Annotated in this window: 23 protein-coding genes and 1 pseudogene; 3 read left to right on the top strand and 21 right to left on the bottom strand. The window is 60.9% G+C overall.

Annotation, left to right across the window (positions count from 1 at the left end):
- Nucleotides 1-19 precede the first annotated feature (19 nt).
- The 10 genes from AB4Z35_RS22000 to AB4Z35_RS21955 form a co-directional block, all read right to left on the bottom strand.
- Nucleotides 20-1,492 carry an NAD-dependent succinate-semialdehyde dehydrogenase gene (locus AB4Z35_RS22000; protein ID WP_442099395.1) on the bottom strand — a complete coding sequence of 491 codons (1,473 nt, stop codon included), beginning with the start codon at nt 1,490-1,492 and terminating at the stop codon, nt 20-22.
- A gap of 164 nt (nt 1,493-1,656) precedes the next feature.
- The gene (gene proX, locus AB4Z35_RS21995) at nt 1,657-2,691 is read right to left on the bottom strand and encodes a glycine betaine/L-proline ABC transporter substrate-binding protein ProX (protein ID WP_008001674.1); all 1,035 of its coding nucleotides are present in this window, start codon (nt 2,689-2,691) and stop codon (nt 1,657-1,659) included.
- Nucleotides 2,692-2,764: 73 nt separating this feature from the next.
- Nucleotides 2,765-3,661 (bottom strand): ABC transporter permease, encoded by an 897-nt coding sequence (locus AB4Z35_RS21990; RefSeq protein WP_008001672.1) that lies wholly within the window; start codon nt 3,659-3,661, stop codon nt 2,765-2,767.
- Nucleotides 3,654-4,799, bottom strand: a complete 1,146-nt coding sequence (locus tag AB4Z35_RS21985) for a quaternary amine ABC transporter ATP-binding protein (protein WP_442099393.1) — start codon at nt 4,797-4,799, stop codon at nt 3,654-3,656. Before AB4Z35_RS21985 ends, AB4Z35_RS21990 begins: the two co-directional genes overlap by 8 nt.
- A 242-nt stretch (nt 4,800-5,041) precedes the next feature.
- Nucleotides 5,042-5,437, bottom strand: coding sequence for a carboxymuconolactone decarboxylase family protein (locus AB4Z35_RS21980; protein ID WP_442099392.1), 396 nt, complete (start codon nt 5,435-5,437; stop codon nt 5,042-5,044).
- The gene (locus tag AB4Z35_RS21975; RefSeq protein WP_442099391.1) at nt 5,430-6,245 is read right to left on the bottom strand and encodes an alpha/beta fold hydrolase; all 816 of its coding nucleotides are present in this window, start codon (nt 6,243-6,245) and stop codon (nt 5,430-5,432) included. Before AB4Z35_RS21975 ends, AB4Z35_RS21980 begins: the two co-directional genes overlap by 8 nt.
- Before the next feature lie 5 nt (nt 6,246-6,250).
- Entirely contained in the window at nt 6,251-7,327 is a 1,077-nt protein-coding gene (locus AB4Z35_RS21970; RefSeq protein WP_442099390.1) for an LLM class flavin-dependent oxidoreductase, read from the bottom strand.
- Nucleotides 7,328-7,345: 18 nt separating this feature from the next.
- Nucleotides 7,346-8,857 carry an aldehyde dehydrogenase gene (locus tag AB4Z35_RS21965; protein ID WP_442099388.1) on the bottom strand — a complete coding sequence of 504 codons (1,512 nt, stop codon included), beginning with the start codon at nt 8,855-8,857 and terminating at the stop codon, nt 7,346-7,348.
- A 22-nt stretch (nt 8,858-8,879) separates the two neighbouring features.
- The gene (locus tag AB4Z35_RS21960) at nt 8,880-9,842 is read right to left on the bottom strand and encodes a flavin reductase (RefSeq protein WP_442099387.1); all 963 of its coding nucleotides are present in this window, start codon (nt 9,840-9,842) and stop codon (nt 8,880-8,882) included.
- A 114-nt stretch (nt 9,843-9,956) separates the two neighbouring features.
- Complete coding sequence (locus tag AB4Z35_RS21955) at nt 9,957-10,556, bottom strand: amino acid synthesis family protein (RefSeq protein WP_442099386.1); 600 nt, start codon at nt 10,554-10,556, stop codon at nt 9,957-9,959.
- A 168-nt stretch (nt 10,557-10,724) separates the two neighbouring features.
- Here AB4Z35_RS21955 and AB4Z35_RS21950 point away from each other — a divergent pair, with 168 nt between their 5' ends.
- Nucleotides 10,725-12,506: a helix-turn-helix domain-containing protein gene (locus AB4Z35_RS21950; protein WP_442099385.1), complete on the top strand. Its 1,782-nt coding sequence runs from the start codon at nt 10,725-10,727 to the stop codon at nt 12,504-12,506.
- A gap of 273 nt (nt 12,507-12,779) precedes the next feature.
- Here AB4Z35_RS21950 and AB4Z35_RS21945 read toward each other — a convergent pair whose 3' ends face one another.
- The 11 genes from AB4Z35_RS21945 to AB4Z35_RS21895 all read right to left on the bottom strand — a co-directional run bounded on the left by AB4Z35_RS21945 (nt 12,780) and on the right by AB4Z35_RS21895 (nt 24,967).
- Nucleotides 12,780-14,087: an OprD family porin gene (locus AB4Z35_RS21945; protein ID WP_442099384.1), complete on the bottom strand. Its 1,308-nt coding sequence runs from the start codon at nt 14,085-14,087 to the stop codon at nt 12,780-12,782.
- Nucleotides 14,088-14,176: 89 nt separating this feature from the next.
- On the bottom strand, nt 14,177-14,749 hold the full coding sequence (locus AB4Z35_RS21940) for a PPC domain-containing DNA-binding protein (RefSeq protein WP_442099382.1): 573 nt from the start codon (nt 14,747-14,749) through the stop codon (nt 14,177-14,179).
- A 118-nt stretch (nt 14,750-14,867) separates the two neighbouring features.
- The gene (locus AB4Z35_RS21935) at nt 14,868-16,445 is read right to left on the bottom strand and encodes an aldehyde dehydrogenase (NADP(+)) (protein WP_442099381.1); all 1,578 of its coding nucleotides are present in this window, start codon (nt 16,443-16,445) and stop codon (nt 14,868-14,870) included.
- 31 nt (nt 16,446-16,476) lie between these two features.
- Nucleotides 16,477-17,436 (bottom strand): amidohydrolase family protein, encoded by a 960-nt coding sequence (locus AB4Z35_RS21930; RefSeq protein ID WP_442099380.1) that lies wholly within the window; start codon nt 17,434-17,436, stop codon nt 16,477-16,479.
- Nucleotides 17,429-18,388, bottom strand: a complete 960-nt coding sequence (locus tag AB4Z35_RS21925; protein ID WP_442099379.1) for an amidohydrolase family protein — start codon at nt 18,386-18,388, stop codon at nt 17,429-17,431. The genes AB4Z35_RS21930 and AB4Z35_RS21925 overlap by 8 nt, the downstream gene beginning before the upstream one ends.
- A 15-nt stretch (nt 18,389-18,403) precedes the next feature.
- On the bottom strand, nt 18,404-18,862 hold the full coding sequence (locus AB4Z35_RS21920) for a thioesterase family protein (RefSeq protein WP_442099378.1): 459 nt from the start codon (nt 18,860-18,862) through the stop codon (nt 18,404-18,406).
- A gap of 31 nt (nt 18,863-18,893) precedes the next feature.
- Nucleotides 18,894-20,792: a TRAP transporter large permease gene (locus AB4Z35_RS21915; RefSeq protein ID WP_442099377.1), complete on the bottom strand. Its 1,899-nt coding sequence runs from the start codon at nt 20,790-20,792 to the stop codon at nt 18,894-18,896.
- Between the two features lie 15 nt (nt 20,793-20,807).
- Nucleotides 20,808-21,674 (bottom strand): TRAP transporter substrate-binding protein, encoded by an 867-nt coding sequence (locus AB4Z35_RS21910; RefSeq protein ID WP_442099376.1) that lies wholly within the window; start codon nt 21,672-21,674, stop codon nt 20,808-20,810.
- A gap of 93 nt (nt 21,675-21,767) precedes the next feature.
- Nucleotides 21,768-22,973 carry a CaiB/BaiF CoA transferase family protein gene (locus AB4Z35_RS21905; protein WP_442099374.1) on the bottom strand — a complete coding sequence of 402 codons (1,206 nt, stop codon included), beginning with the start codon at nt 22,971-22,973 and terminating at the stop codon, nt 21,768-21,770.
- 1 nt (nt 22,974) lies between these two features.
- On the bottom strand, nt 22,975-23,754 hold the full coding sequence (locus AB4Z35_RS21900; RefSeq protein ID WP_442099373.1) for an enoyl-CoA hydratase-related protein: 780 nt from the start codon (nt 23,752-23,754) through the stop codon (nt 22,975-22,977).
- Nucleotides 23,755-23,827: 73 nt separating this feature from the next.
- On the bottom strand, nt 23,828-24,967 hold the full coding sequence (locus tag AB4Z35_RS21895; RefSeq protein ID WP_442099372.1) for an iron-containing alcohol dehydrogenase: 1,140 nt from the start codon (nt 24,965-24,967) through the stop codon (nt 23,828-23,830).
- 175 nt (nt 24,968-25,142) lie between these two features.
- Here AB4Z35_RS21895 and AB4Z35_RS21890 point away from each other — a divergent pair, with 175 nt between their 5' ends.
- Together AB4Z35_RS21890 and AB4Z35_RS21885 are read left to right on the top strand one after the other, a co-directional pair.
- On the top strand, nt 25,143-26,066 hold the full coding sequence (locus AB4Z35_RS21890) for a LysR family transcriptional regulator (RefSeq protein WP_008000287.1): 924 nt from the start codon (nt 25,143-25,145) through the stop codon (nt 26,064-26,066).
- 137 nt (nt 26,067-26,203) lie between these two features.
- Nucleotides 26,204-26,560, top strand: a pseudogene (locus AB4Z35_RS21885) (IS5 family transposase); the annotation flags it as partial.

Genomic DNA, 26,560 nt, shown 5'->3' with positions numbered 1-26,560 from the left:
TGTCTCCTGAGAACTGGCCTTAGAACTGGCCTTGATGGTGCAGGCAAAAGTATTTGGTTTCGACAAAGGCTTCGAAGCCCTCGGTGCCGCCTTCACGGCCGAGCCCCGAGGCTTTCATTCCACCGAACGGGATCGGATGGCCGGTGAACTTGACGCCGTTGACAGCGACCATGGCGTGGTCGAGTCGGCGGATCAGCGGGTAAATCAGGTCCAGGCGATTGGAACAAATGTAGGCGGCCAGACCGTATTCGGTGTCGTTGGCCATCTCGACGGCCTGGTCGAGGGTGTCGAACGGCATTACCCCGGCAATCGGCGCGAAATTTTCTTCGCGGTAGATGCGCATTTGCGGTGTGACGTCGGCCAGTACCGTTGGCTGGTAGAACAAACCGCCAAGGGCATGGGCCTCGCCGCCGACCAGCCGTTGCGCGCCTTGTTGCAAAGCATCGGCGACACGTTCGGCGGTGACATCGAAGGCGGCCTGGTGCATCAACGGGCCGACATCGACCTGTTGTTCGCGGTCGCCGATCATGGCCGGACCGACTTTCAACTCACGCACGGCAGCGGCAAAGCGCTTGAGAAATTCCGGGTAAACCGAACGCTCGACCATGATGCGGTTTGCCGCGCAGCAATCCTGGCCGGAGGTCTGGAACTTGGCCGCTACCGCGATTTTCACCGCCAGCTCAAGATCGGCGTCGGCGCAGACAATGAACGGCGCGTTGCCGCCCAGTTCCAGCGAAACCTTTTTCACATCCTGAGCCGCCGCCTGCAGCACCAACTTACCGACGCGGGTCGAACCAGTGAAACTCACCGAACGCACGCGGCTGTCTTGCACCAGGGTCTGCATGGTCATCTGCGGTTCACCCAACACCACGTTGAACACACCGGCCGGGAAACCCGCTTCCTCGGCGAGTTGCGCCAAGGCGAACGCCGAGTAAGGTGTTTCATGGGCTGGTTTGATCACCACGGTACAACCGGCGGCCAGGGCTGCGGCCGCTTTGCGGGTGATCATGGCCGAGGGGAAATTCCACGGAGTCAGCAACGCGCAGACGCCGACTGGCTCCTTGACTGTGCCCAGGTGCGCGCCGGGGATGTGGCTGGGAATGTTTTGCCCGTACAGGCGCCGGGCCTCTTCGACGAACCAGGGAATGAAACTGGCGGCATAGGCGATTTCGCCACGGGACTCGGTCAGGGACTTGCCCTGTTCCAGGCTGAGGATGCGCGCCAGGTCTTCCTGATGCTCAAGAATCAACGCCGCCCAGCGCCGCAAAATCTTCTCGCGTGCCTCCAGGCTTTGCTCGCGCCACTCGGCAAAAGCACGGTGCGCGGCATCGACGGCGGCGACGATCTGCGGTTGATCGAGCAGCGGTACATGACCGATCAATGTCTGATCGGCGGGGTTGTGCACGGCGATGCTGTGGCCGCTGTCGCTGTGGACCCAATGGCCGTCCACATAGCACAGGGCCTTGAACAGCAACGGGTAATTGTTGGTCATGGTGTTACTCCCAATCGTCTGAGTACAACTAATGCTAGGGCAGGGCGGTGGGGGGAATTCGCGGTTTGGTTAGGGGGCAACAGTAGTTTTTTTCTGATTACAGGCTGTCAAACAGAGGTTTTTGTGTTGAGCGGGCGTCCCCGCTCGACACAAGGTAGTTGGCGCTACTGAGCGTTTTTGGCCGTGGCCACCCACCCATCCATCGTCGCCTTGTTTTCACTCATCCAGTCGTCAGCCAACTTGCGAATATTGCGTTCGCTTGAACCATCCTGGCTGATGGTTTTTTCCCAGTAGCTCCAGGTCGACTGGGGGAACGTCATCTGCTCCACCAGGGACTTGATGGCCGGGTTGGCGGCGATGAATTGCTTGTTGCCGATGGCGTACCAGTTCCACGCGGCCATGGCCATGCGGCATGGGTCGGCGCCACCGGCACAACCCGCCACCCCGGGAGTCAGCGCCGAAGTGGTGCTCGGTACATTGCCAGGCAGGGCGTCAAACGGTGTCGGCAGCCACACCACGTCCTTGCCCGGCACCATGGTGTTGGTCATCCACGACGGCGCCCAGGCATAGAAAAACACCGGTTCGCCGCGCTTGAGACGGGCGACGTTCTCGAACATCAACGCCTCATATTTGCCGCGTACGGGGTTGACGGTGGCCTTCAGGCCAAACTTGTCGAGTTGATAGTCGACCACATCGCCGCAGCCCCAACCCGGGTCGCAGCTGATCAGGTCAGCCTTGCCGTTCTTGCCGAACAGCCCGGCGATCTTCGGGTCTTTCAGCTGTTCCAGGCTGGTGATGTGGTAAGCGTCGGCGGTTTTCTTGTCGATCATGTAGCCGTTGTAGCCGGCGCCAGTGATAGAGCCGGCGCCTACTACCTCGGTACGTTCCTTGACCTTGTCAAAGCTGGGTTGCAACTGCGGCAGGGTCACGTCCATCGAGAGGTCCAGGTCGCCCTGGGCCGCTGCCGGGAAAAACAGCGTGGTATTGACGGTGCTCAACTTGGTGGCGTAACCGAGGCGCTTGCTGGCTTCGATGGCGATTTTGGTGATGACGTAGTTACCGCCGGTGCTTTCCGACTGCACGAAGCGGATGGTCTTGCCGTTGCCCGGCAGGTCCTCGGCCTGCACCGCAGTGCAAGCCAGACCCACCACGGACAACGTTGCTGCAAATCCAAGCAAGGCGTTGAATGGACGCATCATGATTTTCCTCTTTGTTTTTCTCGTTATGGTTAAGGTGCGGCAGTCAATAACTGGCATTCATGACTTCTTTTTCTTATGCGTTGACCTGGCGCGAATTGAGCAGCCGTTTGAACAGCGACTTGCGCTTGTGCGGCGTCGGTTGTGCCAGGTTCTGTGTGATGCGGTCGAGCATCATCGCCAGCAACACAATGGCGATCCCGCCCACCGCCGCACGGCCCACGTCCATCCGTCCCAGGCCTTGCAACACCACCAGGCCCAGACCTTCGGCACCGATCATCGCCACCACCACGGACATCACCATGGCGGTGAGCACCGTCTGGTTCAGCCCGCCGAGAATGGTCGGGATCGCCAGGGGCAACTGGATTTCCCAGAGCAATTGGCGACGGTCGGCACCAAAGGCCTGGCCTGCTTCGACCAGTTCGGTTTCGACCATGCGAATGCCCAGGTAGGTAAAGCGGATCAGCGGCGGGCAGGCAGAAATCACCACCGCCACTTCGCCCGACACGGTGCCGACGCCAAACAGCATCACCACCGGCACCAGGTACACGAAGGTCGGCGTGGTCTGCATGATGTCGAGGATCGGTCGCATCACGGCCCAGACCCGTTCACTGCGGGCGCACCAAACTCCCACGGGAATACCGATGACCATGCAGATGACAATCGCCGTGGTGATCAGCGACAGGGTGGTCATCGCCTCGTCCCACACCCCCAGCGTGGCGATGATCACCAGGGCAATGGCACTGAATAGCGCTACCCCCAGGCTGGCGGCGCGGTAAGCGATCAGGAACATCAGCAGCACCATCACCGGGAACGGAATGGCGTGGATCACCGTGTCGCTGAACGCCAGCAGGTGCTCCACCGGCCAGCGAATGGCCTGGAACATCGGGCGAAAATGAATGCCCAGCCACTCGACGCATTGGCTGATCCATTGGTCCACGGGGAAAACGGCGAGGTCTTCTGAACTAAGCATGGTGTGCAACCTCCGAGACGAAAGGGCGAGTGGCCGGGGGGCTGGAAGGGAGGCCGGCGATGCAATCCAGGATGTGGGCGCTGTTCAGGGTGCCAACAAACACACCGTCAGCCTCGACCACCGCGACCGGCAGGCCGGGTTTGAGCAGCCGTGCCACTTCCACCAACTTGGCGCTGGCCGGCACGCTGACAAACTGCAGCGACAGGCGTTGCCGAGCATCGGCACCACCGCCCACCGCAAGCAGTGCACGGGAGTCCAGCACGCCAATTGCCTCGCCGGCGGCATTCAGCACAAACGCGCTGGCGCTTTCATTACCGACGATGCGGATGTCGTCCTGGACCAGCAGGGTGCCGGCTTGCTCCATGATCGAGCGCGCATCGAAAAGCCGCGAGCGATCCACCTCGCGGGTAAATCCGGCCACGTAGTCGCTGCCGGGGTTGGCGACGATTTCCTGGGGCGTGCCTTCGCGCACCACTTGGCCGTCCGCCATGATCGCAATGCGCGTGCCGAGCTTCAGTGCTTCCTGGAAGTCGTGGGTGATGAACAGGATGGTTTTTTTCAGGGTGCGTTGCAGGCGCAGCAGTTCGTCCTGCATTTCCGTGCGGATCAACGGGTCGAGGGCGCTGAAGGCTTCGTCCATGATCAACACATCGGCGTCGGTGGTCAGGGCGCGGGCCAGACCAACCCGCTGGCGCATGCCGCCGGACAGTTCATGGGGGTGATGATCGGCCCACTTGGCCAGGCCGACGATGGCCAGCACTTCCTCGGCGCGTTTGCGCCGCTGGGCGGCAGGAACGCCGCGAAGCTTGAGGCCGAACTCGGTGTTTTCGATCACGGTCTTGTTCGGCAGCAGGGCGAAGTGCTGGAACACCATGGAGATGCGCGTTCGTCGCACCTCTCGCAACTCGCTTTCGTTCAGGGCCACCAGGTCTTTGCCGTCCAGCAGGATCTTGCCGGCCGTGGGTTCGTTCAAGCGGTTGATGCAGCGGGCCAGGGTGGATTTCCCTGAGCCGGAGAGGCCCATGATCATGTAGATCGCACCGCTGGGAATAGACAGCGACACGTTGTTGAGGCCGACCACCGTCGCGGTCTCGGCCAGGATCCGGTCTTTGCTGGCGCCGGCGGTCAAGAGCTGCATGGCTCTGTCCGGGGTTGAGGAGAAGACCTTGTAGAGGTTCTCAATCTTCAGTCGTTCGCTCACCAATTGCCTCCAATTGTTGTTTTTCAATCTGTGGAAAATTTCATCAATAGAAATTTTTTGGGCTTCTGGCAGTTAATGGTCTTTCAGCTGCTACGGGCGCAAGGGTGCAATCTGAAAATTTTTGTTGTTGTGCGGGGCACTTACAGCATGAGCGGTGTGGCGAGTGCAAGGTTGAGACGTCAGCCGGTAGCGGAATCTGTCGCACCCATGCTTTCCCGTGCATTCCGGGCGACGCGGAAGGCTTCGACACCCGCTGGCACCCCGCAGTACACCGCGACCTGTATCAGGGCGCAGCGCAGTTCCTCGTCCGTAAGGCCATTGCGGATGGCGCCGCAGAAGTGCGTGGCAAACTCGTCCATGCGGCCCAGCGCCGCGAGCATGCCGAGGTTCAGCAGGCTGCGTTGCTTGAGGTCCAGGCCTTCATCGGTCCAGACCATGCCCCAGCAGTATTCGTTGAGCACGTCCTGGAACGGCCGGGAGAAATCATCGGCCTTGCCCAGCGCCTGGTCGACGTAAGCATTCCCCAGGACTTGACGGCGAACCGTTTCACCCTGGGCTTGCAATGACTTATCCATGTTGTACCTCCGGAACATCAATCAGAAAGTCACGCATCAGATTCGCCACCAGTTGCGGCGCTTCGATGAGAATGCAGTGGCGTAACCCCGGCAGGATTTTCAGTTGTGAGCCGTGGATGCGCTCGTGCATGAAGGCCGCCATTCTCGGGTTGGAACCCGCATCGTCGGCACCGGTGGCAATCAGCGTCGGGCAGCGAATCCGCTGGAGTTGGTCGCCGAAATCCGACTCCGCCAACACCCGATACGCCGCCGCATAACAACCGGGATCATTGTTGGCGTTCAGCTGCCGCAGACGGCTGACGGCCTCAGGGTGATGCGTCTGAAAATCCTCGGTCAGCCAGCGTGACAGCGACGCTTCGTAATGCGCCACCGGTTCGCCGGCTTGCAAGGCCGCCAGCCGTGTCTGGACCCGTTCGCGTTCCTGCGCAGTACGCCCGGCGACCGTCGACAACAACACCAGACGCTGAACCCGCGCCGGATGTGTCAGCGCCAGGCACTGGGCGATCAAACCACCCAGCGAGAAGCCCGCCAGGTCGAAGTGCTTGAAGCCAACGTGATCGGCCAGGGCCAGCGTTTCACCCACCAGGTGATCGATCTCATAGCGTCCCGGGGTGCGGGACGACTGGCCGTGGCCGCGCAGGTCGAAGGTCAGGATGGTGAACTGATCTTTCAATCCGTTCACCACATCACTCCATGCTTCAAGGCTTGAGCCAACGCCATGAATGCACACCAGGGGTCGCGGCCCATGGCCATCGAGTCGATAGTTGAGCGTGACGTTGGCCACACTGAATTGTTGTGCCTGGCTCATGGCGCTTACCCCGTGACCTTGTCGTGGCGTTTGGCGCGTTCGCGTTCGGCGAAAACCGGCATCACTTCATCGATGAACAGACGCAGGGTCTGCTTCTGCAATTCGAATGGCAGGTTGAAGGTGAGCCCCAGGCAATACTGATCGACGCCAGCGGCTTCGTAGTCGAGCAACTTTTCGATGATTTCCTCCGGGGTGCCGAACATCAGGTTGCGCCGAATGTTTTCCGGGTTGTAGTTCTCCTTGCCCCGCACGGCTTCAAAGGGCACAGACTCCGGGAAGCCGTTGTGCACGGTGCCGACGTTCTGCATGAGGTTTTCGAAGGCGCGGCCAAAGTCCATGCTGTGCTTGACCGGCAGTTCCCAGTCCTCCGGCTTGGCGTAGACGCAGGTGCGGCGCTGCATCATGAACCGCGGACGCGGTACATGGGGGTTGTCGGCCACGGCTTTGTTGAATTTCTCGCCCAGCACGGCGATTTCTGCCGCCGGGGCCGAGAGCGGGGTGGAGAGAATGTTGGCACCGATGCTCACGGCCCAATCGAAGGTGCCCGGATCCCGCGCGGCCACCCAGATACGCGGGTGATCCTTTTGCAAGGGCTTGGGCACGGCGGCCGTCAGCGGGAATTTCCAGTAATGGCCGTCATGGGCGTAATCGCCGGCCCAGAGTTTTTGCACCGCCGGCACCAGCTCCTTCATATAGCCCACGCCTTCCTGCTGTTGCAGGCCAGGGGTCATGCGGTCGAACTCGTATTGATAAGAGCCGCGGGCGATACCGAACTCCAGGCGGCCCTTGGTCAGGTGATCACACAGCGCGGCTTCACCGGCCAGGCGGATCGGATGCCAGTACGCGGCGGCCAGCGTCGCGGTGCCCAGGCGAATGCGCTGGGTGTGCTGGGCCAGCCACACCAGAGTCTGGAACGGGTTGGGGGCGATGGTGCATTCGAGGGTGTGGTGCTCCGAGGTCCACAGGGTTTCGAAGCCGCCTTCATCCGCGATCTGCGCCAGTTCCAGCAGGTTGGCCATGACGGTCTGCATGGGCACGTCAGGGGAAAAGCGTTCCATGCTCAGGGATACGGCAAATTTCATAAGGTGCTCCTTGGATAATCAGCGCAGGCGAATGACGAAGGGGTCTTGCATTTCGCCGGAGTAGTCGATGACCACGTTCTTGGCCCGGGAAAACTCGCGCATCACGTCGAAGCCGCCACGACGGCCGTAACCGCTCTGCTTGAAGCCACCATTGGCGGACATGTAGGCTGAACTGCGGTAGGTGTTGATCCACACTGTGCCGGCGTCGATCCGGTTGGCGAAACGCATGGCGCGGTCGATGTTCTGGGTCCAGATCCCCGAGGCCAGGCCGTAGTGGGTGTCGTTGGCCAGGCCGATCATTTGTTCTTCCGAGGTGAACGGCATCACGCCGACCACCGGGCCGAACAGTTCGTCGCGCATGAACGGCATGTCGTTGGTGGCGTTGGCCATCACCGTTGGCTCGAAGTACCAGCCTTCGGACAGATTCGAGGCATTGGGACGTTTGCCGCCGATGGCCACTTGCGCGCCCTGTTTTGCGCCGCTGGCGATGTAGCCTTCGAGTTTTTGCAACTGGGCTTGCAGTGCCAGCGGGCCGATATCGGTGTGTTCTTCCATGGGATGGCCAACCTTGATGCGCTGGGTGCGGGCCACCAGGGCTTCAACGAATTTGTCGTAGATCGGCGCTTCGACGAAGCAGCGCGAGCCGGCGACGCAACTTTGCCCGGCCGCGGCGAAGATGCCAGAGACCACGCCGTTGACCGCCTTGTCGATGTCGACGTCGGCAAACACCACATGGGGGGACTTGCCGCCCAGTTCCATCTGGCACGGCACCAGGTTGTTGGCCGCATTGCCGGCGATGCGTCGGCCGGTGTCGGTGCTGCCGGTGAACACGTATTTAGCGATGTCCGGGTGGCGAGTCAGAGCATCACCAGTGACGGCACCGTTACCGGTGACGACGTTGACCACGCCAGCCGGGAAGCCCGCTTCGATCACCAATTCGGCCAGGGCCAGGGTAGAGGCGCTGGCATGTTCCGACGGCTTGATCACCACGGTGTTACCAATCGCCAGGCACGGCGCCAGGGTGCCGGTGAGCAGCATCAGCGGTGAGTTCCAGGGGGTGATCATGCCGACGACCCCCAGCGGTTCGCGGGTGCTGTAATTGAGCTGGTTGAGCTTGTTGACCGGGATGGTTTCACCTTGCAGCTTGTCGGCCATGCCGGCGAAGTAGATGTAGGCGTCGGGCAGGGCACTCATCTGGGCACGCATTTCCCGAAGCAGCTTGCCGTTGTCGCGGGTTTCCAGCAGGGCCAGTTCTTCAGCGTTTTCGGCGACCAGTTGCGCAAGGCGATACAACAACTTGCCCCGTGCGGTGGGCGTCATATTGCGCCACTGCGGGTCGTGGAAAGTTTTGTGCGCCGACGCGACTGCGCTAGCCACATCGCTGGCATCGGCCTGGGCGAATTGGTACCAGGCCTGGCCGGTGGTGGGGTCGAAACTGTCGACCCAGGTTTCGCTGGCGGGCGCGACGAACCGGCCATCGATAAACAGGTTGAGGCGGTTGCCCGCAAGGGCGCTGACCGTGGTTTTCATGGAAGAGTCCTGTGGGTGCGTGTCAAAGGGGTTCGGCAGCCAGTGCGCTGTTCTCGATCATCGCCACCCGTCCGCTGGCGGCGGAGCCGGTATAGATGCCGAACTGCTGGTTCTGGCGCTCGCGGGCATAGCGGCGCACCACCGAGCGCAGTTCGTTGACCGGCATCAATTCGATGGGTAAATCGTCGAGGGGAAAGAAGCGCAAGGTGTCGGGTAACTCGACATCAAGGCTGTCGAGTTGGGCGCGGTAGATCAGGTAACCCGGGTCGGTGTCGTCGACATCGAACGCCGAATACAGAAAGGTCGACTCCAGTTCGACCGGCAGCGAGCTTTGGCCGGCATCAATGAAGCCTTTGCGCTTGCCGGCTACGGGCAGCGTCCAGCCGCCTTGGCCATCGGCGCGAAACAGGATCGCGTCGCCGGCTTCGATCAGGTAGCCAATGATCATCTTGTGCGAGTCCAGCCAACTGGCCGGTAGCGGGTCCTGGATATTCCCGTAGCGGCCCCGGCAAAAACACAGCGGCAACTTGGGGCTGGTGCCGAAGGCGCGAACCTGGCCGATCAACACCAGATGGTCGCCGGCTTCAATGCGCTGGTGCACGGTGCAATCGAACCAGGTCAGGCTGTCGGTGAGGATCGGCGCCCCGGTGTGGACCGTGTCGTGATTGACGGTCTGGAACTTGTCTGGCGATTTGGAGGCAAAGGTGCCCGAGACGTCCACTTGCCCTTCATGCAGCAAGTTCACGGCAAACTGTTCGCTGGCGGCGAACGCGGTGTAGCTGGCCGCCGATTTGCCGACGCACACCAGCAGCAGCGGCGGGTCCAGGGAAACCGAGGTGAATGAGTTGGCCGTCATGCCCCGTGGATTGCCTTCGGCGTCATGGGTGGTGATGACGGTGACGCCGGTCACGAAGGTGCCGAAGGCCTGGCGCAAGGCGCCGGGATCGACGGCGGCGACGTTGGCATTGATCACGGTGCTTGGCATCGGAGTACTCCTGTTTCTTGTTGTTTGGAAGAAGCCTACGGGGAAGCAAAACCGTAGGCTTGCGTCGATCAAGAGGAAGTTTTGTGGAAATTTTGCTGCGTTAAGAAGGAAAGATCAGTCCTTGAGTTGTTCCGCTTCCATCTCCGCCATGTCTTGATAGCGGTCGGCAATCCTTGGGTGCGCACGGGAGCCGTCGGAGGCGCCAATGGCGATCAGCACTTCGTCCGGCCCCGGTGCATCGGCGACCTGGAAGTTGGCGGTCAGGAAGTGCGAGCGCTTGCCGGTTTCGCTTTTGTGCACCATCGGCAACGAGAGCAGGGCGCCCGGAGCGTTGCGGGTGTTGGTGAAGCTCAGGTAGGCGGTGCCTTGTACGGCGTCGCGGAACAGGTTGCCGAAGCGCAGGGTGTGGATCAGCCCCGAGGCGTGTTCGATTTCACCGTTGACCCCGACGGCGGCGGCCTTGCCAAAGGCTTCGACCTTGTCGCCCGGCATCAGAGCCGTCAGGCGGCGGGTCATTTCATAGCCCAGGCCCGGGGCCAGGCGCAGGATCTCCGGGCGCAGGTTTTCGACGAAACCCTGGCCAGCCCAAGGGTTCTTCAACACGGCTGCCACTACGATCAGGGTGATCGGCTTACCGGCGTCCTTGCCGCCTTCGATAAAGGTTTCTTCGATAAAGGTGCAGTATTTCCTGACGCCCAGATTTTCCAGATTCATGATGACTCGTCGCCCTTGTGGCTGTTGGTTGTGGCCTTAGGCTAGGAGCAAAGGGAAAGAGCGTCTTCCGTGGTTTCGTAGTGAAAATTAGTTGGACATTGCTCTGAAACGGCGCAAGTATCCGGCGGGCCTGGCAGGCAAGTTGGCTGCCTTGACCTCCATGTTCAGGTGAGCGCCTTGAATCGAGAAATGCAGATACTGTCGTTGCGTGATGTGGCGAGTCAGATCAACTCCGGCGGTGATCTGCAATCGATGCTGCACCAGTTGGTCTACGCCAGTTGCCGGCACACCCACTGGACCATGAGTTCGATCATGGCCATCGATATGGAAGCCGGTTTTGGCCATGTCATCGCCCGCCATGACCCGACCCTGGTGCAGCGGCCGCTGGTGGATTGCTGGGAGCTGTCATCCAGCCCGGTAATGACCGCCTTGCAGCGCAATGAGCCGGTATTTATCCGTGACGTGCGCGTATGCGAGTACCCCGGTTATCGCCACGAATCTCTGGAGCGGGATTACCGCACGGTGATGGTGATGCCGATGAACTGCACCGACTTCGATGGCCGGCCCATGGTGCTCAGCGTGATTTCCCGCACGCTCATGGACGTATCGGAGGAAGATCGGGTGTTCCTCGGCATGATCATCCACCTGGGTGCCATCGCCGTGGAGCGCCAGCGTCAACTGGAAGCCGAGCGTCGCGCCGCCGAACGCATGCAACAGGCGTTGCATGTGCACACCACCTTATTGGAACACGTGCTGGGTGGAGGTTCGGTGACCTCATTGTCGTTGATGGTCGGCAACCAATTGCCCAACCCGGTGATTGCCGTGGACTTTACCGCCAATCAGGTGGTCGCCGGTCGCTCGCCGGACACTGCATTGTTCGATGATGCCGCCTGGCAGTCGGCTGTCGCTGGTGTGCTGGGGGTGCAAATCTCCAAAGCGACCCATGAAAGCTTGCGTAGTGCTTTGCGCAGCACAGTCAACCTGTTTCTCGACGACGGCCAGCGCCAGTTCACCCTGCGGGCGCAAATCGAGCCGTTGATGGTCGATCAAGAACTGGTGGGAGCGTTGGTGCTGTTCCCGGTGGCTGCGCCGGTCAACGAACTGGACCTGCTGATGCTGGAAAGCGCCAAGTTCGCCTTGAGCGTGCAGATGATGCGCAGCTTTATCCGCTTTCGCTTTGAAACCCGCACCCAGACCGAACTTCTGCTTGAAGTACTCGAAGGACGCTGGCGCGACACCGATGACATTCAGCAGCGGGCCCAGCGTCTGGGTTTCGGCTTCAATACCGCGCAGCAGATGATCATTGTCGATTATGGCGACAAGGCGCGGGAGGCGAAGAATCTGCACCACAACGTCGCCCGTATCCTGCAACGGGCGGGCATTCACTCGACGGTAATCATCGTCGACAACGGTCTGGTGTGCCTGGTGCCGTCCGAAGGCGAGAAAGGCCGCGAGCGGCTGACCAAGCTCAAGCGGCAGATTGTCGATGACCTGGCGCATTACTTGGGGAGCGAGYCGATTCTGCTGGCCAGTGGCGTCTGCAAGGCTCTCAGCGATTACCCGGCCGCGTGGGAGCGCTGCCGGCGGCTGATCGAGATCGCCCGATCGTTTGGCCGCCGTGGGCCGATTTCCGATAAGGACTTCGGGCCGATTCCGATCTTTGTGGCCGCGGTGGGCGGGGAGGATATTCGTACCTTCGTCAACGAAAGCGTGGGCGCGATGCTGGCCCATGATCGCAAGCATCAAACGCCTTATCTGGAAACACTGACTGTGTATCTGCGCGAAAGATGCCGTAGCCAGGCCTGTGCGGATGCGATGGGGGTGCATGTGACAACGCTCAGATACCGCCTCACGCGGATTCAGGAGCTATTTGGCATCGAAGTCGAGACACCGGAGCGGCGGTTTGCAACGGAGTTGGCGATTCACCTGCAACAGGTAATTGATAATTAGGATGACGTTTTTTCAGGTTCAACGAACCTTTCAGATCGGATCATCTTGCAATCTGACTGCGGCAAAGGAAGCGACTAAGGGATGGCCGCAGGGTAGCTGCGCTCGGGGGAACTCCCCCAAGGCGCAGTGATATCGCCGTTCCATGCGAGTTTCTATCTTCACTGCGTGCTGGACCTATGGGCAAGACAGTGACGCCAGCGGCATGCCCTCAAAAGTCTAGCCCCTCCCGTAGGCCAGCGTCCTCGAAGTGAGCGATATCGTGATGTCCAGTAGCTAAAACAGCGGAATGCTATAAGTCACGATCAACCGATTCTGATCCTGGTTGCGGGACGCTTCGCTGTTCGACTTGCCATTGCGCCAACCGAATCCAACCCCTTTAAGCGCACCGGACTGGAGCACGTAGTCCAGGCTGATATCCCGCTCCCATTCTTTCTGGTTATCACTGGATGTCGTCTTGATATTGTCCCCGCTGAGGTACATGACTGACGCTTTCAAACCCGGTACCCCCAAGGCTGCGAAGTCATATGCATACTGACCGAAGGCTGTGCGCTCGCCCGCGCGGGTGAAGGTCTGGATCAGGCGATCGGTATACAGGTAAAGACTGGCCCCACCGGCGCCTTTGTCCGGCAAATTGCCCTGATTGAGCTGAGTGAAATTACTACCGCTCGAAACGCTTTGGTAACCCGCCGTAATCGCATGGGCACCCAAGGAGTAAATCAGTGCGGCACTCCAGGTCCGGTTGTCGATCTCGCCATCGCTGTCTTGGGTGTAGCCACTGATTCTGTAGCCCGAGGTGCCCGAGCTGTTTTTACCGGACGAGTCGGTCTTGAAGTAACGCAGGTCGGTTTTCAGGGATTGATTGTCCGAGATCGCCAGTGTGTGGATCAGGCCGAAAAACTGCTGGGTGTAATAGTCGTCCAGGTTGGCGTAGTAATACTGGACGGTCAGGTCTTTGGTGATTTTCCAGTCGCCGCCAGCGAAGTCGAACGCATTGCTTTCACGGGTACCGCCCGTGGCGGCCAGGCCGGTTTGATCGCTTGAACCCCGGCCTGTGGCGTGTTCAATCCGGCCACCTGTCAGGGTCAGATCCTTGAACTCGCCCGAAGTGATTTGCCCGCCCTCGAATGTCTGCGGCAGCAGGCGACCGTCGTTGGCCACCAGGATCGGCAGCTTCGGCATCAGCGTGCCCAGACGCAGTTCGGATTTCGAGACCTTGACCTTGCCGGTCAGCCCCAACCGGCTCCACTCATCGACGGCTCTGTTGTCGCTGTCCGAAGGAATCATCGAGCTGCCGACATGCCGTCCTTTGCCGCTGTCCAGGGTAACGCCCATCAAACCCAGCGCATCGATGCCAAAACCCACCACGCCATCGGTGTAGCCCGACTTGTAGTCGAGCATGAAGCCCTGTGCCCATTCTTCGGTTTTCGAGGGGGCGGCCGAGCCGTCGCGGTTGTCATTGTTGAAGTAGAAATTGCGCATGCCCAGCGTGGCTTTGCTGTCACTCAGGAAGTCGGCCTGTGCCTGGGTGCTGAGTGCAATGGCACCCAGAGCCAGGGTTACGACCGTGTTCTTGTTGCTCATATGAAGCGCCCCTTGTTTTTGTAGTTGGAATTGAGAAGGGTGACTCCCGCCATCACAGATGCGCTGTCGGCGGGAGCATGCTGTTGGAATCAGATACCCAGTACGTTGGCACCGATGCACGGGTCAATCCCGCGTTCCAGACGACGCTGGTGCAAGATCACAGTGATCTCCATCGAACCTGTGGTGACTTCGAAATCCAGTATGTGGCCGCCATAGGCCTGGAACGTGGCGTCGCCGGCGACACCGTGCATGTGGATCGAAGGCTGATCATTCTTCCACGCCACCGAGCCGGTGATGCTGGCCATCTCGACGTTGCTGAAGGTCTTGGCGTCGAAGTCCTTTTTGTCCTTGTTCCAGAAACCGAACTTCACGTTGCCGAAACCGATCCCGCTGATCGAGGCACTGGGGATCTTCTCGGCTATCGCCAGTTTGGTCAGTTCCTTGAACGCGTTGTCACCCATGCGCAACACCATGAGGTAACCGGTGGGGGTCTTGGTGTAGCGGGGTGTGGCTTCAGTGGCACATTGCATGGGCGCTGTCGTCGCGGTGGGGGTGGTGTCGGCAACGGCCAGTTGAGTGCCTGCGGTATTGATCATCACGGCGGCAGTAACGGCCAGCATCAGTCTGCAAAAGCGTTGTTTCGGGTGACGTTGAACGTGCATGAGACTTCCTCTGTTTTTATTGTGGGAGCAGCGGTTTTCGGGGCGAGCCAATCCGATGCCTGTTGTTCACAGGCACGGAAGTTGTTGCTATCAGTGGGCGTTAGTTGAAGCCGGTGACTTACAGCGCTTCGCGGTGGCTGACGCCGTCAACCAGGCGGGCGATGCCCAGCGGGTTGGCGTTTTTCAGGGCGTCTGGCAGCAGGTTGTCGGGGCAGTTCTGGTAACACACAGGGCGCAGGAAGCGATCGATCGCCAGAGTGCCGACCGACGTGCCGCGCGCATCCGACGTCGCCGGGTATGGTCCGCCGTGGACCATCGCGTCGCAGACCTCCACGCCCGTAGGGTAACCGTTGAACAATACGCGCCCGACTTTCTGTTCCAGCAGGGCCAGCACGTCGCTGACACTGTTGGCTTGCGTGTCTTCAATCATCAGGGTGGCGGTCAACTGTCCGCGCAGGCCGTGCAAGGCCTGCATCAACTCGGCGTGGTCGGCGACTTCGACGACGATAGTGGTCGGGCCGAATACTTCTTCCTGTAGCAATTCATCACCGTTGATCAACAGGCTGACGTCGGCCTTGAACACTTGTGGCCGTGCCTGATTACCCTGTTGGTCGGTGCCGGCCAGGTGCGTTATGCCGGGGTGGGCGCGCAGGTTGTCCAGGCCGTGGCAGTAGCTTTTCAGGGCACCGCTGTTGAGCATGGTTTGTGCGGGTTGTTCGTTCATCAATCCGGCAAAACGCTCAATGAAAGCGGTGAACTCCGGCGAGCGAATGCCCAGTACCAAACCGGGATTAGTGCAGAACTGACCCGCACCCAGTACCACAGAAGCGCTCAGCTCGGTGGCGATTTTGTCGCCGCGTGCCTTCAACGCTTCGGGCAACAGCAACACCGGGTTGATGCTGCTCATCTCGGCGAACACCGGGATCGGTTGCGGGCGTGCTGCTGCCATGTCACACAAGGCCCGACCGCCGCGCAACGAACCGGTGAAACCGACCGCCTGAATCGCCGGGTGCTTGACCAGTGTTTCACCGACGCTGCCGTAAAGCAGGCTGAAGACACCTTCAGGCATGCCGGTTTTTACCGCGGCGCGAGTGATCGCATCGGCGACGTAATCGGCGGTCGCCATATGCCCGCTGTGGGCCTTGAACACTACAGGGCAACCGGCGGCGAAGGCGGAGGCTGTATCGCCGCCCGCGGTAGAAAAGGCCAGCGGGAAGTTGCTGGCACCGAACACCGCGACCGGTCCGAGGCCGGTGCGATACTGGCGCAGGTCCGGGCGGGGCAGCGGTTGCCTGTCCGGCAGCGCACAGTCGATGCGCGCACCGTAGAAATCGCCGCGCCGCAGCATCGTGGCGAACAGGCGCATCTGGCCGCTGGTGCGGGCCCGCTCACCCTGGATGCGCGCGGCGGGCAGGGCGGTTTCCCGGCACACGAGGCTGATGAACGGTTCATCCAGCGCCTCCAGTTCTGTGGCAATGGCGTCGAGAAAACCGGCGCGACGTGCGGCAGAAAGGTTGCGAAAGGTCGGGTAAGCCGTGGCGGCTGCTTGTGCGGCGGCGTTCACTTCTTCCGTTGTCGCTTGATGAAAGCGGTACGGCAGCGCTTCCCCGGTGGTGGCGTCGTGGCTAAGCAGGGTGGTCGTACCGTTTGCCGAACGTGTGCCGGCGATGTAGTTGTGGCCTGAAACTTCAAACATGTTGGACTCCTGGTGAGCGGTACAAAGGGGTTCAGGTGAGCCGGTAGATGCGTCGGGCGTTGTCATGAAACAGGGCCAGCCGCTCAGCGAGGGGGCGGTCGCGAACAATGGCTTTGAACCCGTCGAGGACTTCGCTGAGGCTGTTCACCACGCCATCGACCGGGTAATTGCTGGCGAACGCGCAACGGCTGACATCGACAATCGAAATCGCGTCGTTCACCACCATCCGGTTCGCTTCGACTGGCCATGCCTTGCCGGGGATGCAGATGCCGGAAATCTTCAAGGCAACGTTCGGCTCCCGTGCCAGCAGCGCAAGGTTGGTACGCCACCCGGCCAAGCCTGCTTCGGACCGATCCGCCGGCAGCGCGGTGTGATTGACCACGATGGTCACGTCGGGAAAGTCCCGGGCCAGCTCGGCGGCTTCTGGCAGATGCCACCAGGGCGCCTGCAACTCGAAGTGCAGGCCGTTTTTCGCCAGTTGTGCGTAGCCCTCACGCCAGCGCGGGTCACGCATGGAGCCTGATTCTGCAAAATCTACACGCCAGGCCTCGCGGCTGGTCACCGTCGGTTTGTGGCGGATGCCGCGCACCAACGGGTGATTTGCGTACAGGCGCAACAGGTCGAAAGCGTCTTCACGGTCCAGCCAGGCCTGCGCAACCATCGCCGCCACGCTGGGTTCGCTCTGCGCCAGTGATTCGACAAACATCACTTCATCCGCAGGTGTTGCCGGGTCCCATTCACCTTCAATGACGACGGTCTGCACCACGCGATGCTTGCCGGCCAGTCGGCGATAGTCGGCCGGCAGAAAGTTGCGGCAAATGGACGAGTAATCACCATAGCGGAACGGTAGCAACGGGCGATCGTTCAGCCACGGGTAGTAATGGGCTTCGATGTCGAAATAGTGTTGGTGCGCGTCGACGATAGGCAGGTCCGCATCGTCGCCGCTGGCCAGAAAGCGTTCGCGCCAGTCGATGCTCGATACCTCATCCATGCAGTTGCTCCAGGCGATAAAAGCGTTGAGCGTTGCCGGCGAACACTGCTTCCTGCACGGCACGACCCATCGGCGCGAGCATGTCAGCCATGCCATTGGCAATCGTGTCGTAGGAAGCGCGCAGCCCGGCCACCGGAAAGTTGCTGGCGAACATGCAGCGTTCGGGGCCGAAAATCTCCAGTGCGGTCAGTACCACCACCCGGTTGTCGGCGTAGTTCCAGGGCGAATCCTTCAGGCCGAACTCCGACAACTTGATGTGTACGTTGGGCTGCAAGGCCAGTGCTTCCAGGCCTTTGCGCCAGCGTGCCATGCCTTGCGGGCTGCGATCCCAGGCGAAGCCGGTGTGATTGAGCGCAATGCGGATTTGCGGAAACATCGCCGCCACCTCGGCCGCCTCGACCAAGTGCCACGGCGGCACGCGCAAGTCCCACGACAGATCGTGATCAGCCAGTCGCGCAAATCCTTCCAGCCATTTCGGGTCCTGCATGGTGCCCTTGGCCCCGGTAATCGATATGTCCGGCGACGCCGAGGTCAGCGGTTTCGAACGTATGCCTTTGACCAGTGGCCGCGCAGCCTGGGCGGCGAGAATCTCGGCGCTGTCTTCGCGATCGAACCAGGTGTGGGCGACGATGGCGCTCGGGAAACCATAACGGGCGTTCACCTGTTCCAGCCAGAGGGTTTCGGCGACTTGCTCATCGCGTGCGCGCTCGGCCTCGACATGCACGGTGCCGACCAACCGTTGCTTTTGGGTCAGAGCGAGAAAGGTTTCCGGCAGGAAATCACGGCACAGGCTGTGATAGTCGCCAAGAAAGAAATCCTCGTGATAGTCGTCCTGCAGCCACGGGTAACGACCGTTGCCCAAGTCCCACAAGTGATGGTGAGCATCGACAATCGGCAGCGCGTCTTCGCCGGCAAGGTTCGGCAAACCGTTGCGTTCGTGCAGCGTGATCATGACGTCGTCCCTTGTTCAGCGCGCCGCAGTCAATCGGGAAGGGCTGAGCACGCCATCTTCGACGTCGCCCGCAGCCTCTGCTTCGGCTTTGGCCTGGACGCGGCTGCGCAGTTTGGCAACGTTCACCACTACGCGGGTGTGCGCCGCCGTAGCCACCAGTTCAACGTCATCGCGCACTTCGACGTTGAAGGTGACACTGCGACCTTCAATGCGCGTGACCGTGGCAGCGATGTTCACCGACATTCCCTGCAGCGTGGCGCCGACGTGGCGGATATCGACCGCGGCCCCCACAGTGTTCTCGCCTTCATCGAGGAAGGTCAGCAGGTAATCAAGGCAGGTCTGCTCGATGTCATCGACCAGGCGCGGCGTGGCGTAGATGCGCAAGTCTTCGCCGAGAAACGAGATGGTGCGCTCCTTGTCGACGGTCAATCGGCGTTCGGTGGCGGAGCCTGCATGCATTGTGGAGAAATTCATGGAAAACCTCTTGGTTAAGTCAAAGGGCAATTCAGGCAGTAGGCAGGAAACCGATGGAAACCCACGGCACGGCGATCAGCACCGCCAGTGCCACCACCAGCGCGCCGAGGTACGGCCAGACCCGACGCATGGCACCGCTGGGGTCGACCTTGGCGATAGCGCATGCGGCGTAGAACCCCACGCCAAACGGCGGGGCGAACAAGCCCAGGCCCATGGCGAAGATCGCGACCATGGCGTAGTGCACGTCGTTGATGCCCATGGCTTTGGCGATCGGGAATAGCAGCGGTCCAAACAGGACGATGGCCGGGATGCCCTCCAAAAAGCTGCCGAGCAGGATGAACGCCACGGCGGAGATAATCAGAAAGCCCAGCGCGCCGCCCGGCACAGTCGACATCACTTGCGCCAGTTGGTGGGAGAAGCCTGACTGGGTCAGCGCCCATGCCATGGCGGTGGCGCTGCCGATGATGATCAGGATCGCGCCGGACAACGACGCGGTACTGACCAGGATCGGATACAAGCGGCGCCAATCGAAGCAGCGATAGCACAGCAGGCCGACGACGAAGGTGTACGCCACGCCGATGGCGGCGACTTCGGTCGCGGTAGCGACGCCTTCAACCACGGCGGTGCGGATCACGAAGGGCAGGGCCAGGGCCGGTAATGCGACCAGCAGCGAGTGGCCGATTTCCTTGCCCGTGGCGCGTTTACCAGTGGAAGCGTCTTTCTTGCGGTTTTTCCACCAGACCACCGCCGCCATGGCAATTGCGCCCACGACTGCTGGCATGAAGCCGCCGGTGAACAGTGCGGAAATCGACACACCGGTTACCGAACCGATGGTGATCAGCACCAGGCTTGGCGGGATGGTTTCCGACATCGCCCCGGAGGCGTTGAGCATCGCCACCAGCTCGTTTTCGTCTTCGCCGCGTTTCTTCATTTCCGGAAACAGTGCCGGGGCAATGGCGGCCATGTCGGCAGCCTTGGACCCGGAAATGCCGGAGATCAGGTAGATGGCACCTATCAGCACATACGACAGACCGCCGCGCACGTGACCGATCAACGAGCACAGGAAGCGAATCATCGCCCGCGCCATGCCCATGGCTTCGATCAGCGCGCCCAGGAACACGAACAGCGGGATGGCCAACAGGATCAGGCTCGCCATGCCTTCGTCCATCCGACCGACCACCAGGGTCAGCGGCGTGCTGGTCATGGTCGACAGGTACGCCACCGTTGCCAGGCCGAACGCGACCATGATCGGCACGCCGATGACGATCATCGCCATCACGCCGATCATGAAGAAGATCACCAGGTTCCAGTTACCCATCTGTAGCATCGTGCCTTGCGCCACCCACAACAGCGCGGCGAGAGAGGCGAGCATCGCCACTGACACCGAGAAATCGATCAGCCGGGCGCTGGTCAACAGCCGCGCGACACAGGTCATCAGCATCAGGCTCAGGCCGACAGCGATGGCTGACACGCGAAAGGCGTTGGGGATTTCCAGGGCCGCGGTGGTGATGATCCATTCGTCGCTGACGTACTCCCAGGCCGGAGTGAACAGCAGCCCGATGAACGTGATGACGATGACTGCGCCCAAGGTGTCGACGAATGCGCGTTTTTCTACCGGCAAGCGCCCGATGAACGAGGTCAGGCGCATGTGCTCGCCGCGACGCATCGCCACCACCGAACCGAGCATCGCCAGCCATAGGAACAGTAGCGACGCCAGTTCATCCCCCCAGACGATCGGCTGGTTGAGTACATAGCGCGAGAACACGTTGCAGAACAGCAACGTGACTTCGATCACCACCAGCAGAGCCGCGCTGCCTTCAGTCAGCCAGCGCAGGCCGGTGTCCAGCGTGCGTCCCAGGCGAAACGTGGCGTGGCGTGGGCTGAGTCCTTCAGCGGTTGTGACATCCGTCATTGGAATTTGATTTTTCATGACTGTGTCTCCGGCTTAGGACAGTTGACCCGCGTACTGCTCGAGCAAGCTCCACGCTTCAGGGCCGTACTTTTCCTTCCACTGGGTGTAGAAGCCTTTCGATTGCAGGTCAGCCCTGAACAATGCACGGTCGACTTTATTGAAGGTGATGCCGTGGGCAGTCAGGGATGGCTCCAGGCTGGAGTTGAGATCGATCACCTGTTGGCGCTGGACCAGAGCGGCAGCGTTGATCTGCCGGGAGACGATTTCCTGCACATCAGCGGGAAGTTTTGGAAAGGTCTTGCCCGACGCAACGATCCAGAAACCGCCCCAGATGTGGTCGGTCATCGAGCAGTATTTCTGCACCTCATAGAAACGCGCGGACTCGACCACCACCAGCGGGTTTTCCTGGCCATCGACGACCTTGGTCTGCAAGGCCGAGTAGGTTTCATTGATGCTGATGCCGGTCGGCGAGGCGCCCAGGGCACTGAACATCGACGTCCACAGCGGGCTGACCAGAACGCGCAGTTTGAAGCCGGCGAGGTCTTGCGGGGTGTTGATCGGCCGCGTCGAACTGGTGATCTGGCGGAAGCCGTTGTTCCAGACTTTTTCCATCGGGATCAGGCCGACTTTCTCGGTCCTGGCGCGTACGTGCTCGCCCAGCTTGCCGTCCAGCGCGGCCCAGACACTGTCGTAGTCCTTGAAGGCGAACGGCATGCTTTCGATCGACATGGCCGGCACCAGCGTCGAAAGAATCGCGCCGGGCAACGGAATGAAATCGATCGCCCCGGCGCGCACCTGGGACAGCATGTCGGTGTCGCCGCCCATGGCGCCGTTGGCGTAGACCTGCAAGTCCACTGCGCCATTGGTTTCGACCTTGATGGCTTGCGAGGCAGCTTTCATCTGCTTGTTGCTCGCGAAGGGGCCGTCAGACTCGATATCTGAGTTGACCGTTGATCCCATTCGCGAGCAAGCCCGCTCCCACAGGTTTTTGCGTTATGCCAGTGCGACCACCGCCTTGCTTCTAATCAACTCGTCGATTTCATCATCCGCAAAGCCGCTTTCCTTCAGCACTTCGCGGGTGTGTTCGCCGAGCAGTGGCGCAGGGCGGCTGGTCGGTGGTGCGGCGTTGTCCATGTCGGAGAAGTGAATCGGCAGGCCCATGCCGCGTACCCGGCCTTCAGTGGGGTGTTCAGTCTCGACGACCATGCCGCGCGCCTTGGTTTGCGGGTGGGCCAGGGCGGCGGCGATGTCGAGGACAGGTCCGGCAGGCAGTCCGAGGCTGTCGAACAACACCATCCATTCATCGGTGGTGCGCGCCACCAGCACTTCGTTGAGAATTTCCACCAAAGCCAAACGGTGCTCCATGCGCAACGCGTTACTGGCAAAACGCGGATCGGCCTTGAGCTGCGGGACGGCCAGCGCCTCGACCAGTCGCTCGTAGTTGGCCTGGTTGGCGGCGCCGATGTTGATCCAGCCATCGGCGGTGCGGAACACCTGATACGGCGCACTGGTGGAGTTGGCTGAACCCATTTTCGGCAGGATGGTGCCATCGGCGAAATACGCTGCTGCCGGCCAGTACATCTGTTGCAGGCCGGCTTCGAACAGCGAGGTATCGACCATCTGCCCAAGGCCGGTTTTCTGTTTGGCGGCGTAGGCGGCGCAGATGCCGAGGGCGGCGAGGATGCCCGAGTTGATATCGGCTACTGGCGAACCGGCCTTGACCGGCTCGCGTCCGGCTTCACCGGTCATGCTCATCATGCCGCTCATGCCCTGGGCGATCAGGTCGAATCCGCCTTTCTCGCCGAACGGTCCGCTGCGACCGTAGCCGGAGATCGCGCAATAGATCAGGCCCGGATTAAGGATTTTCAGGGTTTCATAGCCCAGGCCGAATTTTTCCATGGTGCCGGCGCGGTAGTTTTCCGTGACCACGTCGGCGTCCATCAGCAAGCGCCGCAACACGTCTCGGCCGCCGTCGGTTTTCAGGTTAAGGCCGATCCCGCGCTTGTTGCGGTTGACCACCATGAACGAGGCGGATTCACCGCTGGCCATGATCGGCGAGAAGCGGCGCGAGTCATCGCCATCCGGGACTTTCTCGACTTTCACCACGTCCGCGCCCATGTCGGCCAGCATCATGCCGCACACCGGTCCGGACATGATGTGAGCCAGTTCTACGACGCGCATGCCTGTCAGCGGTCCCATGTTATTTGCCCTCGAATTGTGGTTTGGCTTTCGCGATGAAAGCGTTCAGGCCGATCTGAAAGTCCTGGGTGTCGTAGCAGGAGTAACTGCTTTCGATCTGCTCGTCGGTGGGTGCGACGCCGGCTTCCAGTTGTCGTGCAGCCTGGCGGTGCCAGCGAGCGACAAGCGGCGCGCCGTTGGTGATGCGTTTAGCCGTGGCGAGGGTTTGCGACTCGACTTCGACGTCGGCCACGACACGGGTCACGAGATTTTTCACGTAGGCGTCATTGGCGTCGAGGATGCGGCCCTCCAGGAGCATTTCCAGAGTGGTCGAGCGCCCGGCCAGCGCCACCAGGCCGGCCATTTCGTCATAGGACATGACAAGCCCGAGCTTGCCGACCGGCGCGCCGAAGCGGCTGGAGGTGCCGCAGATACGCAGGTCACAGAGCGCGGCGATTTCAAGGCCGCCGCCGACGCACACACCGTGGATCATCGCGATCACCGGGTGCGGACAGTCGGCGACCGCACGCATCGCCGCGGAAGTAACTTCGGCATACACCCGGGCTTGTGCCTGGTTGGCACGCACGCTTGGAAATTCGCCAACATCGGCGCCGGCGGCAAAGGCCTGCTCACCGGCGCCACGCAGTACCACACAACGAACACTAGGGTCAGCGGACAGTTCGGTCATGACGTCACCCAGGTCCTGCCACATGGACAGGGTCAGGGCATTCATTTTTCCCGGGTGACTGAGGGTGACGATGGCAATGGCGTCTTGCCGTTCGATAAGGACGGTGGGTTTCATGATTGTTCCGCTGGCGTCGGCCGGGCCGACGACGCGGGTGCCTCCTGATTTATTGTTGTTGGATAGCGGCTGCTTACAGCGATTGTTCGAGCATCGACAGGTAGTCCGCAGAGGACGCTTCGCGGGGGTTGGTCTTGTGGCTGTGATCATGCAGCGCGCCTTCGACGATGCCGGCAAACAGGCTCTCGTCCACGCCGATCTCGCTCAGCCGGGTCGGCAGTCCCAGGCGTCGGGTCATGTCTTCGATGGCCGCGCCGATATTGGCGCCTGCCTCAAGGCCCATGGCATGGCGCAATCGTTCGAGTTTTCGCTCGTCACGCACGGTCGGGGCATCAGCGTTGAAGTGCACGACCGCAGGCAGGAAGATCGCGTTCAAGGTGCCATGGTGCAGCTTCGGATTGATCCCGCCCAGTGCGTGGGACAGGCTGTGCACACAGCCCAGGCCTTTTTGAAAGGCGAGGGCGCCTTGCATGGAGGCGCTCATCATGTTCATCCGCGCTTCACGATCACCGGGTTCGGCCGTTGCGCGTTCGATGTGTTCCCAGGCGCGCCACAGGCCGTCGAGGGCGATGCCGTCGGCGGCGGGGTTGAAGGCCGGCGCCATGAAGGTTTCGATGCAATGTGCGATGGCGTCCATGCCGGTGGCGGCGGTAAGCATGGCCGGCAGGCCCAGGGTCAATTCCGGATCGCAGATCGCCACGCGGGGCACGACATATGGCGATATGACACCGACTTTGCGACCATCGTCGAGAATCAGGATGGCGCCGCGACCCACTTCGCTGCCGGTGCCGGCGGTGGTCGGAATCGCGATCAATGGCGCGGTGGCCGGGGTGATGCGATCCAGTCCGCCTTCGATCACCGCAAAGCTTTGCAAAGGACCGTCGTGAGTGGCGCAGACCGACACGCCCTTGGCCAGATCGATGGAGGAACCACCGCCGACGGCGATGATGCCGTTGCATTCGCCGAGGTGGTATTGCGCCACGGCTTCACGCACGGCCTGTTCGTTCGGGTTGGGTGGGGTGGCGTCGAAAATCGTCGGAGCACACTCAGCGCCGAGGGCTTTGATGACTTTGTCGACGATGCCGGCATTGCGCACGCCGAGGTCGGTAACGATCAGCGGCCGGGTGATGCCGGCGCGCTCGGCTTCGACGGCCAGGTGCTGCAGGCTGTCGTAGCCGAACTGGATCTTGGTGACGTAATTGATCAGGGACATGATTCACCGCGAGTTATACAGGATTGTTATTGTTGCAACCGGTCTACGGCAGGAGGACTTTCGTTCTCTGGTCAAACCCATTGCATTGCCTGGTTGTGGGGTGGACTATAGGTCCGTCGTGGCGAGCCTCGATACTGACAACTTTCGATACCTCTATAACTTTTAGTTAATCCTGATGACGCCCTCACTGAACTCAATCATGTCCCGCCTGCACATCAAGCAGCTGCGCCTGTTGATAGCCCTTGATGTGCACGGCTCCTTGCTGGGCGCGGCCAAACAGGTCGCGCTGACACAACCTGGTGCCAGCAAAGCCCTGCAAGAAATTGAAACCACCTTCGGCACTTCGCTATTCACTCGCACTAACCGCGGGCTTGAACCCACTGATGCCGGACGCTCTGTCATTCGGTACGCCCGGTTGATCCAGACCGACCTCACGCACCTGCGCGAAGAGATCATCGGCATCATGAGCGGCGAGGGCGGGCGCGTGTCAGTCGGCACCATCATGGGCGCCGTGCCGCTATTGACCACGGCGATCAGCCGGGTGATTGCCGATCACCCGAAGCTGTCCATCGAGATTGTCGAAGACACCAGCGCCGCGCTGCTCAGCCAGATTGACGCGGGGCGCCTGGATCTGGCGATCTGTCGTACTACCATCAGCACCACTCCCTATCTGTATGAGAGCTCGACGTTCGTCGAGGAAACCCTGGCAGTGATCGCCAGCACCCAGCATCCGTTTGCCTATGCCCGGCAGTTGTCGCTCAAGGACCTGGTGGATTACCGCTGGGTGGTCTATCGCGCCAACATGCCGATGCGTTTGCTGCTGGAACGAGAGTTTCATGAGGCCGACCTGCGTTTTCCGGTGCACCTGCTGGAGACGACATCAGCGTTCGCCACCTTGTCGCTGCTTCAGGAAAACCCGACCCTCGTCGCGCTGGTCTCGACCGACGTGGCGAAGTTCTGCTCCGGCTACGGTTTCACCACCACGCTGCCGCTGCCCATTACCTCGCGCAGCGAACCGTATGAGTTGGTTTCGCGCAAAAATGTGCCGGACTCACCCGCCGCCAGACTGCTGCGTGAGGCGTTGTTGAACCCGGTGTGACCCACGCGCTTGGGATACTGACTGGCTTTGGAGTCGCGCATTCGTGCAATTTAGGCAAATTTGATTTGCGTCAGGCGCAGTGGTTGTAGCGGATAAGCGTCGCGATACTTCGCCGGGACTTTGCCTGTCCCATCATTGGCTCATGGTCAACGGTCTATCAACGTTTTCGTGACTGGCGTAATCGCGGAACGTTTGAGCAGATGCTCAAGCGGCTTCACATCAAGCTCAATGAGCAAGGGTTAATTGATCTGCAGACCTGGATGATTGACTCCACGGCAGTACGCGCAACCCGGGCCTCTTCTGGTGCCGGGAAAAAAGGGGGTCTGAAGAACCGCAAGATCACGCGCTCGGACGAAGTCGGGGCGGCCTGACGACCAAAATCCACATGCTGTGCGATGCCAACGGCGTACCACTGAAATTTCTATTGTCGGGCGGGCAAGCCAGTGACATCGCTTATGCCCAGCCGTTGCTGGATGAGGTGTACATACCAAGCT

The organism is Pseudomonas sp. KB_15 (assembly GCF_052114525.1).
Taxonomy (GTDB): Bacteria; Pseudomonadota; Gammaproteobacteria; order Pseudomonadales; family Pseudomonadaceae; genus Aquipseudomonas.
This window is presented reverse-complemented; position numbering and strand designations above follow the sequence as displayed.

Coding starts and splice junctions, on each gene's coding strand:
- AB4Z35_RS22000 (WP_442099395.1), bottom strand. CDS start 1,492: ATGACCAACAATTACCCGTTGCTGTTCAAGGCCCTGTGCTATGTGGAC.
- proX (WP_008001674.1), bottom strand. CDS start 2,691: ATGATGCGTCCATTCAACGCCTTGCTTGGATTTGCAGCAACGTTGTCC.
- AB4Z35_RS21990 (WP_008001672.1), bottom strand. CDS start 3,661: ATGCTTAGTTCAGAAGACCTCGCCGTTTTCCCCGTGGACCAATGGATC.
- AB4Z35_RS21985 (WP_442099393.1), bottom strand. CDS start 4,799: ATGCAGCTCTTGACCGCCGGCGCCAGCAAAGACCGGATCCTGGCCGAG.
- AB4Z35_RS21980 (WP_442099392.1), bottom strand. CDS start 5,437: ATGGATAAGTCATTGCAAGCCCAGGGTGAAACGGTTCGCCGTCAAGTC.
- AB4Z35_RS21975 (WP_442099391.1), bottom strand. CDS start 6,245: ATGAGCCAGGCACAACAATTCAGTGTGGCCAACGTCACGCTCAACTAT.
- AB4Z35_RS21970 (WP_442099390.1), bottom strand. CDS start 7,327: ATGAAATTTGCCGTATCCCTGAGCATGGAACGCTTTTCCCCTGACGTG.
- AB4Z35_RS21965 (WP_442099388.1), bottom strand. CDS start 8,857: ATGAAAACCACGGTCAGCGCCCTTGCGGGCAACCGCCTCAACCTGTTT.
- AB4Z35_RS21960 (WP_442099387.1), bottom strand. CDS start 9,842: ATGCCAAGCACCGTGATCAATGCCAACGTCGCCGCCGTCGATCCCGGC.
- AB4Z35_RS21955 (WP_442099386.1), bottom strand. CDS start 10,556: ATGAATCTGGAAAATCTGGGCGTCAGGAAATACTGCACCTTTATCGAA.
- AB4Z35_RS21945 (WP_442099384.1), bottom strand. CDS start 14,087: ATGAGCAACAAGAACACGGTCGTAACCCTGGCTCTGGGTGCCATTGCA.
- AB4Z35_RS21940 (WP_442099382.1), bottom strand. CDS start 14,749: ATGCACGTTCAACGTCACCCGAAACAACGCTTTTGCAGACTGATGCTG.
- AB4Z35_RS21935 (WP_442099381.1), bottom strand. CDS start 16,445: ATGTTTGAAGTTTCAGGCCACAACTACATCGCCGGCACACGTTCGGCA.
- AB4Z35_RS21930 (WP_442099380.1), bottom strand. CDS start 17,436: ATGGATGAGGTATCGAGCATCGACTGGCGCGAACGCTTTCTGGCCAGC.
- AB4Z35_RS21925 (WP_442099379.1), bottom strand. CDS start 18,388: ATGATCACGCTGCACGAACGCAACGGTTTGCCGAACCTTGCCGGCGAA.
- AB4Z35_RS21920 (WP_442099378.1), bottom strand. CDS start 18,862: ATGAATTTCTCCACAATGCATGCAGGCTCCGCCACCGAACGCCGATTG.
- AB4Z35_RS21915 (WP_442099377.1), bottom strand. CDS start 20,792: ATGAAAAATCAAATTCCAATGACGGATGTCACAACCGCTGAAGGACTC.
- AB4Z35_RS21910 (WP_442099376.1), bottom strand. CDS start 21,674: ATGAAAGCTGCCTCGCAAGCCATCAAGGTCGAAACCAATGGCGCAGTG.
- AB4Z35_RS21905 (WP_442099374.1), bottom strand. CDS start 22,973: ATGGGACCGCTGACAGGCATGCGCGTCGTAGAACTGGCTCACATCATG.
- AB4Z35_RS21900 (WP_442099373.1), bottom strand. CDS start 23,754: ATGAAACCCACCGTCCTTATCGAACGGCAAGACGCCATTGCCATCGTC.
- AB4Z35_RS21895 (WP_442099372.1), bottom strand. CDS start 24,967: ATGTCCCTGATCAATTACGTCACCAAGATCCAGTTCGGCTACGACAGC.
- AB4Z35_RS21890 (WP_008000287.1), top strand. CDS start 25,143: ATGACGCCCTCACTGAACTCAATCATGTCCCGCCTGCACATCAAGCAG.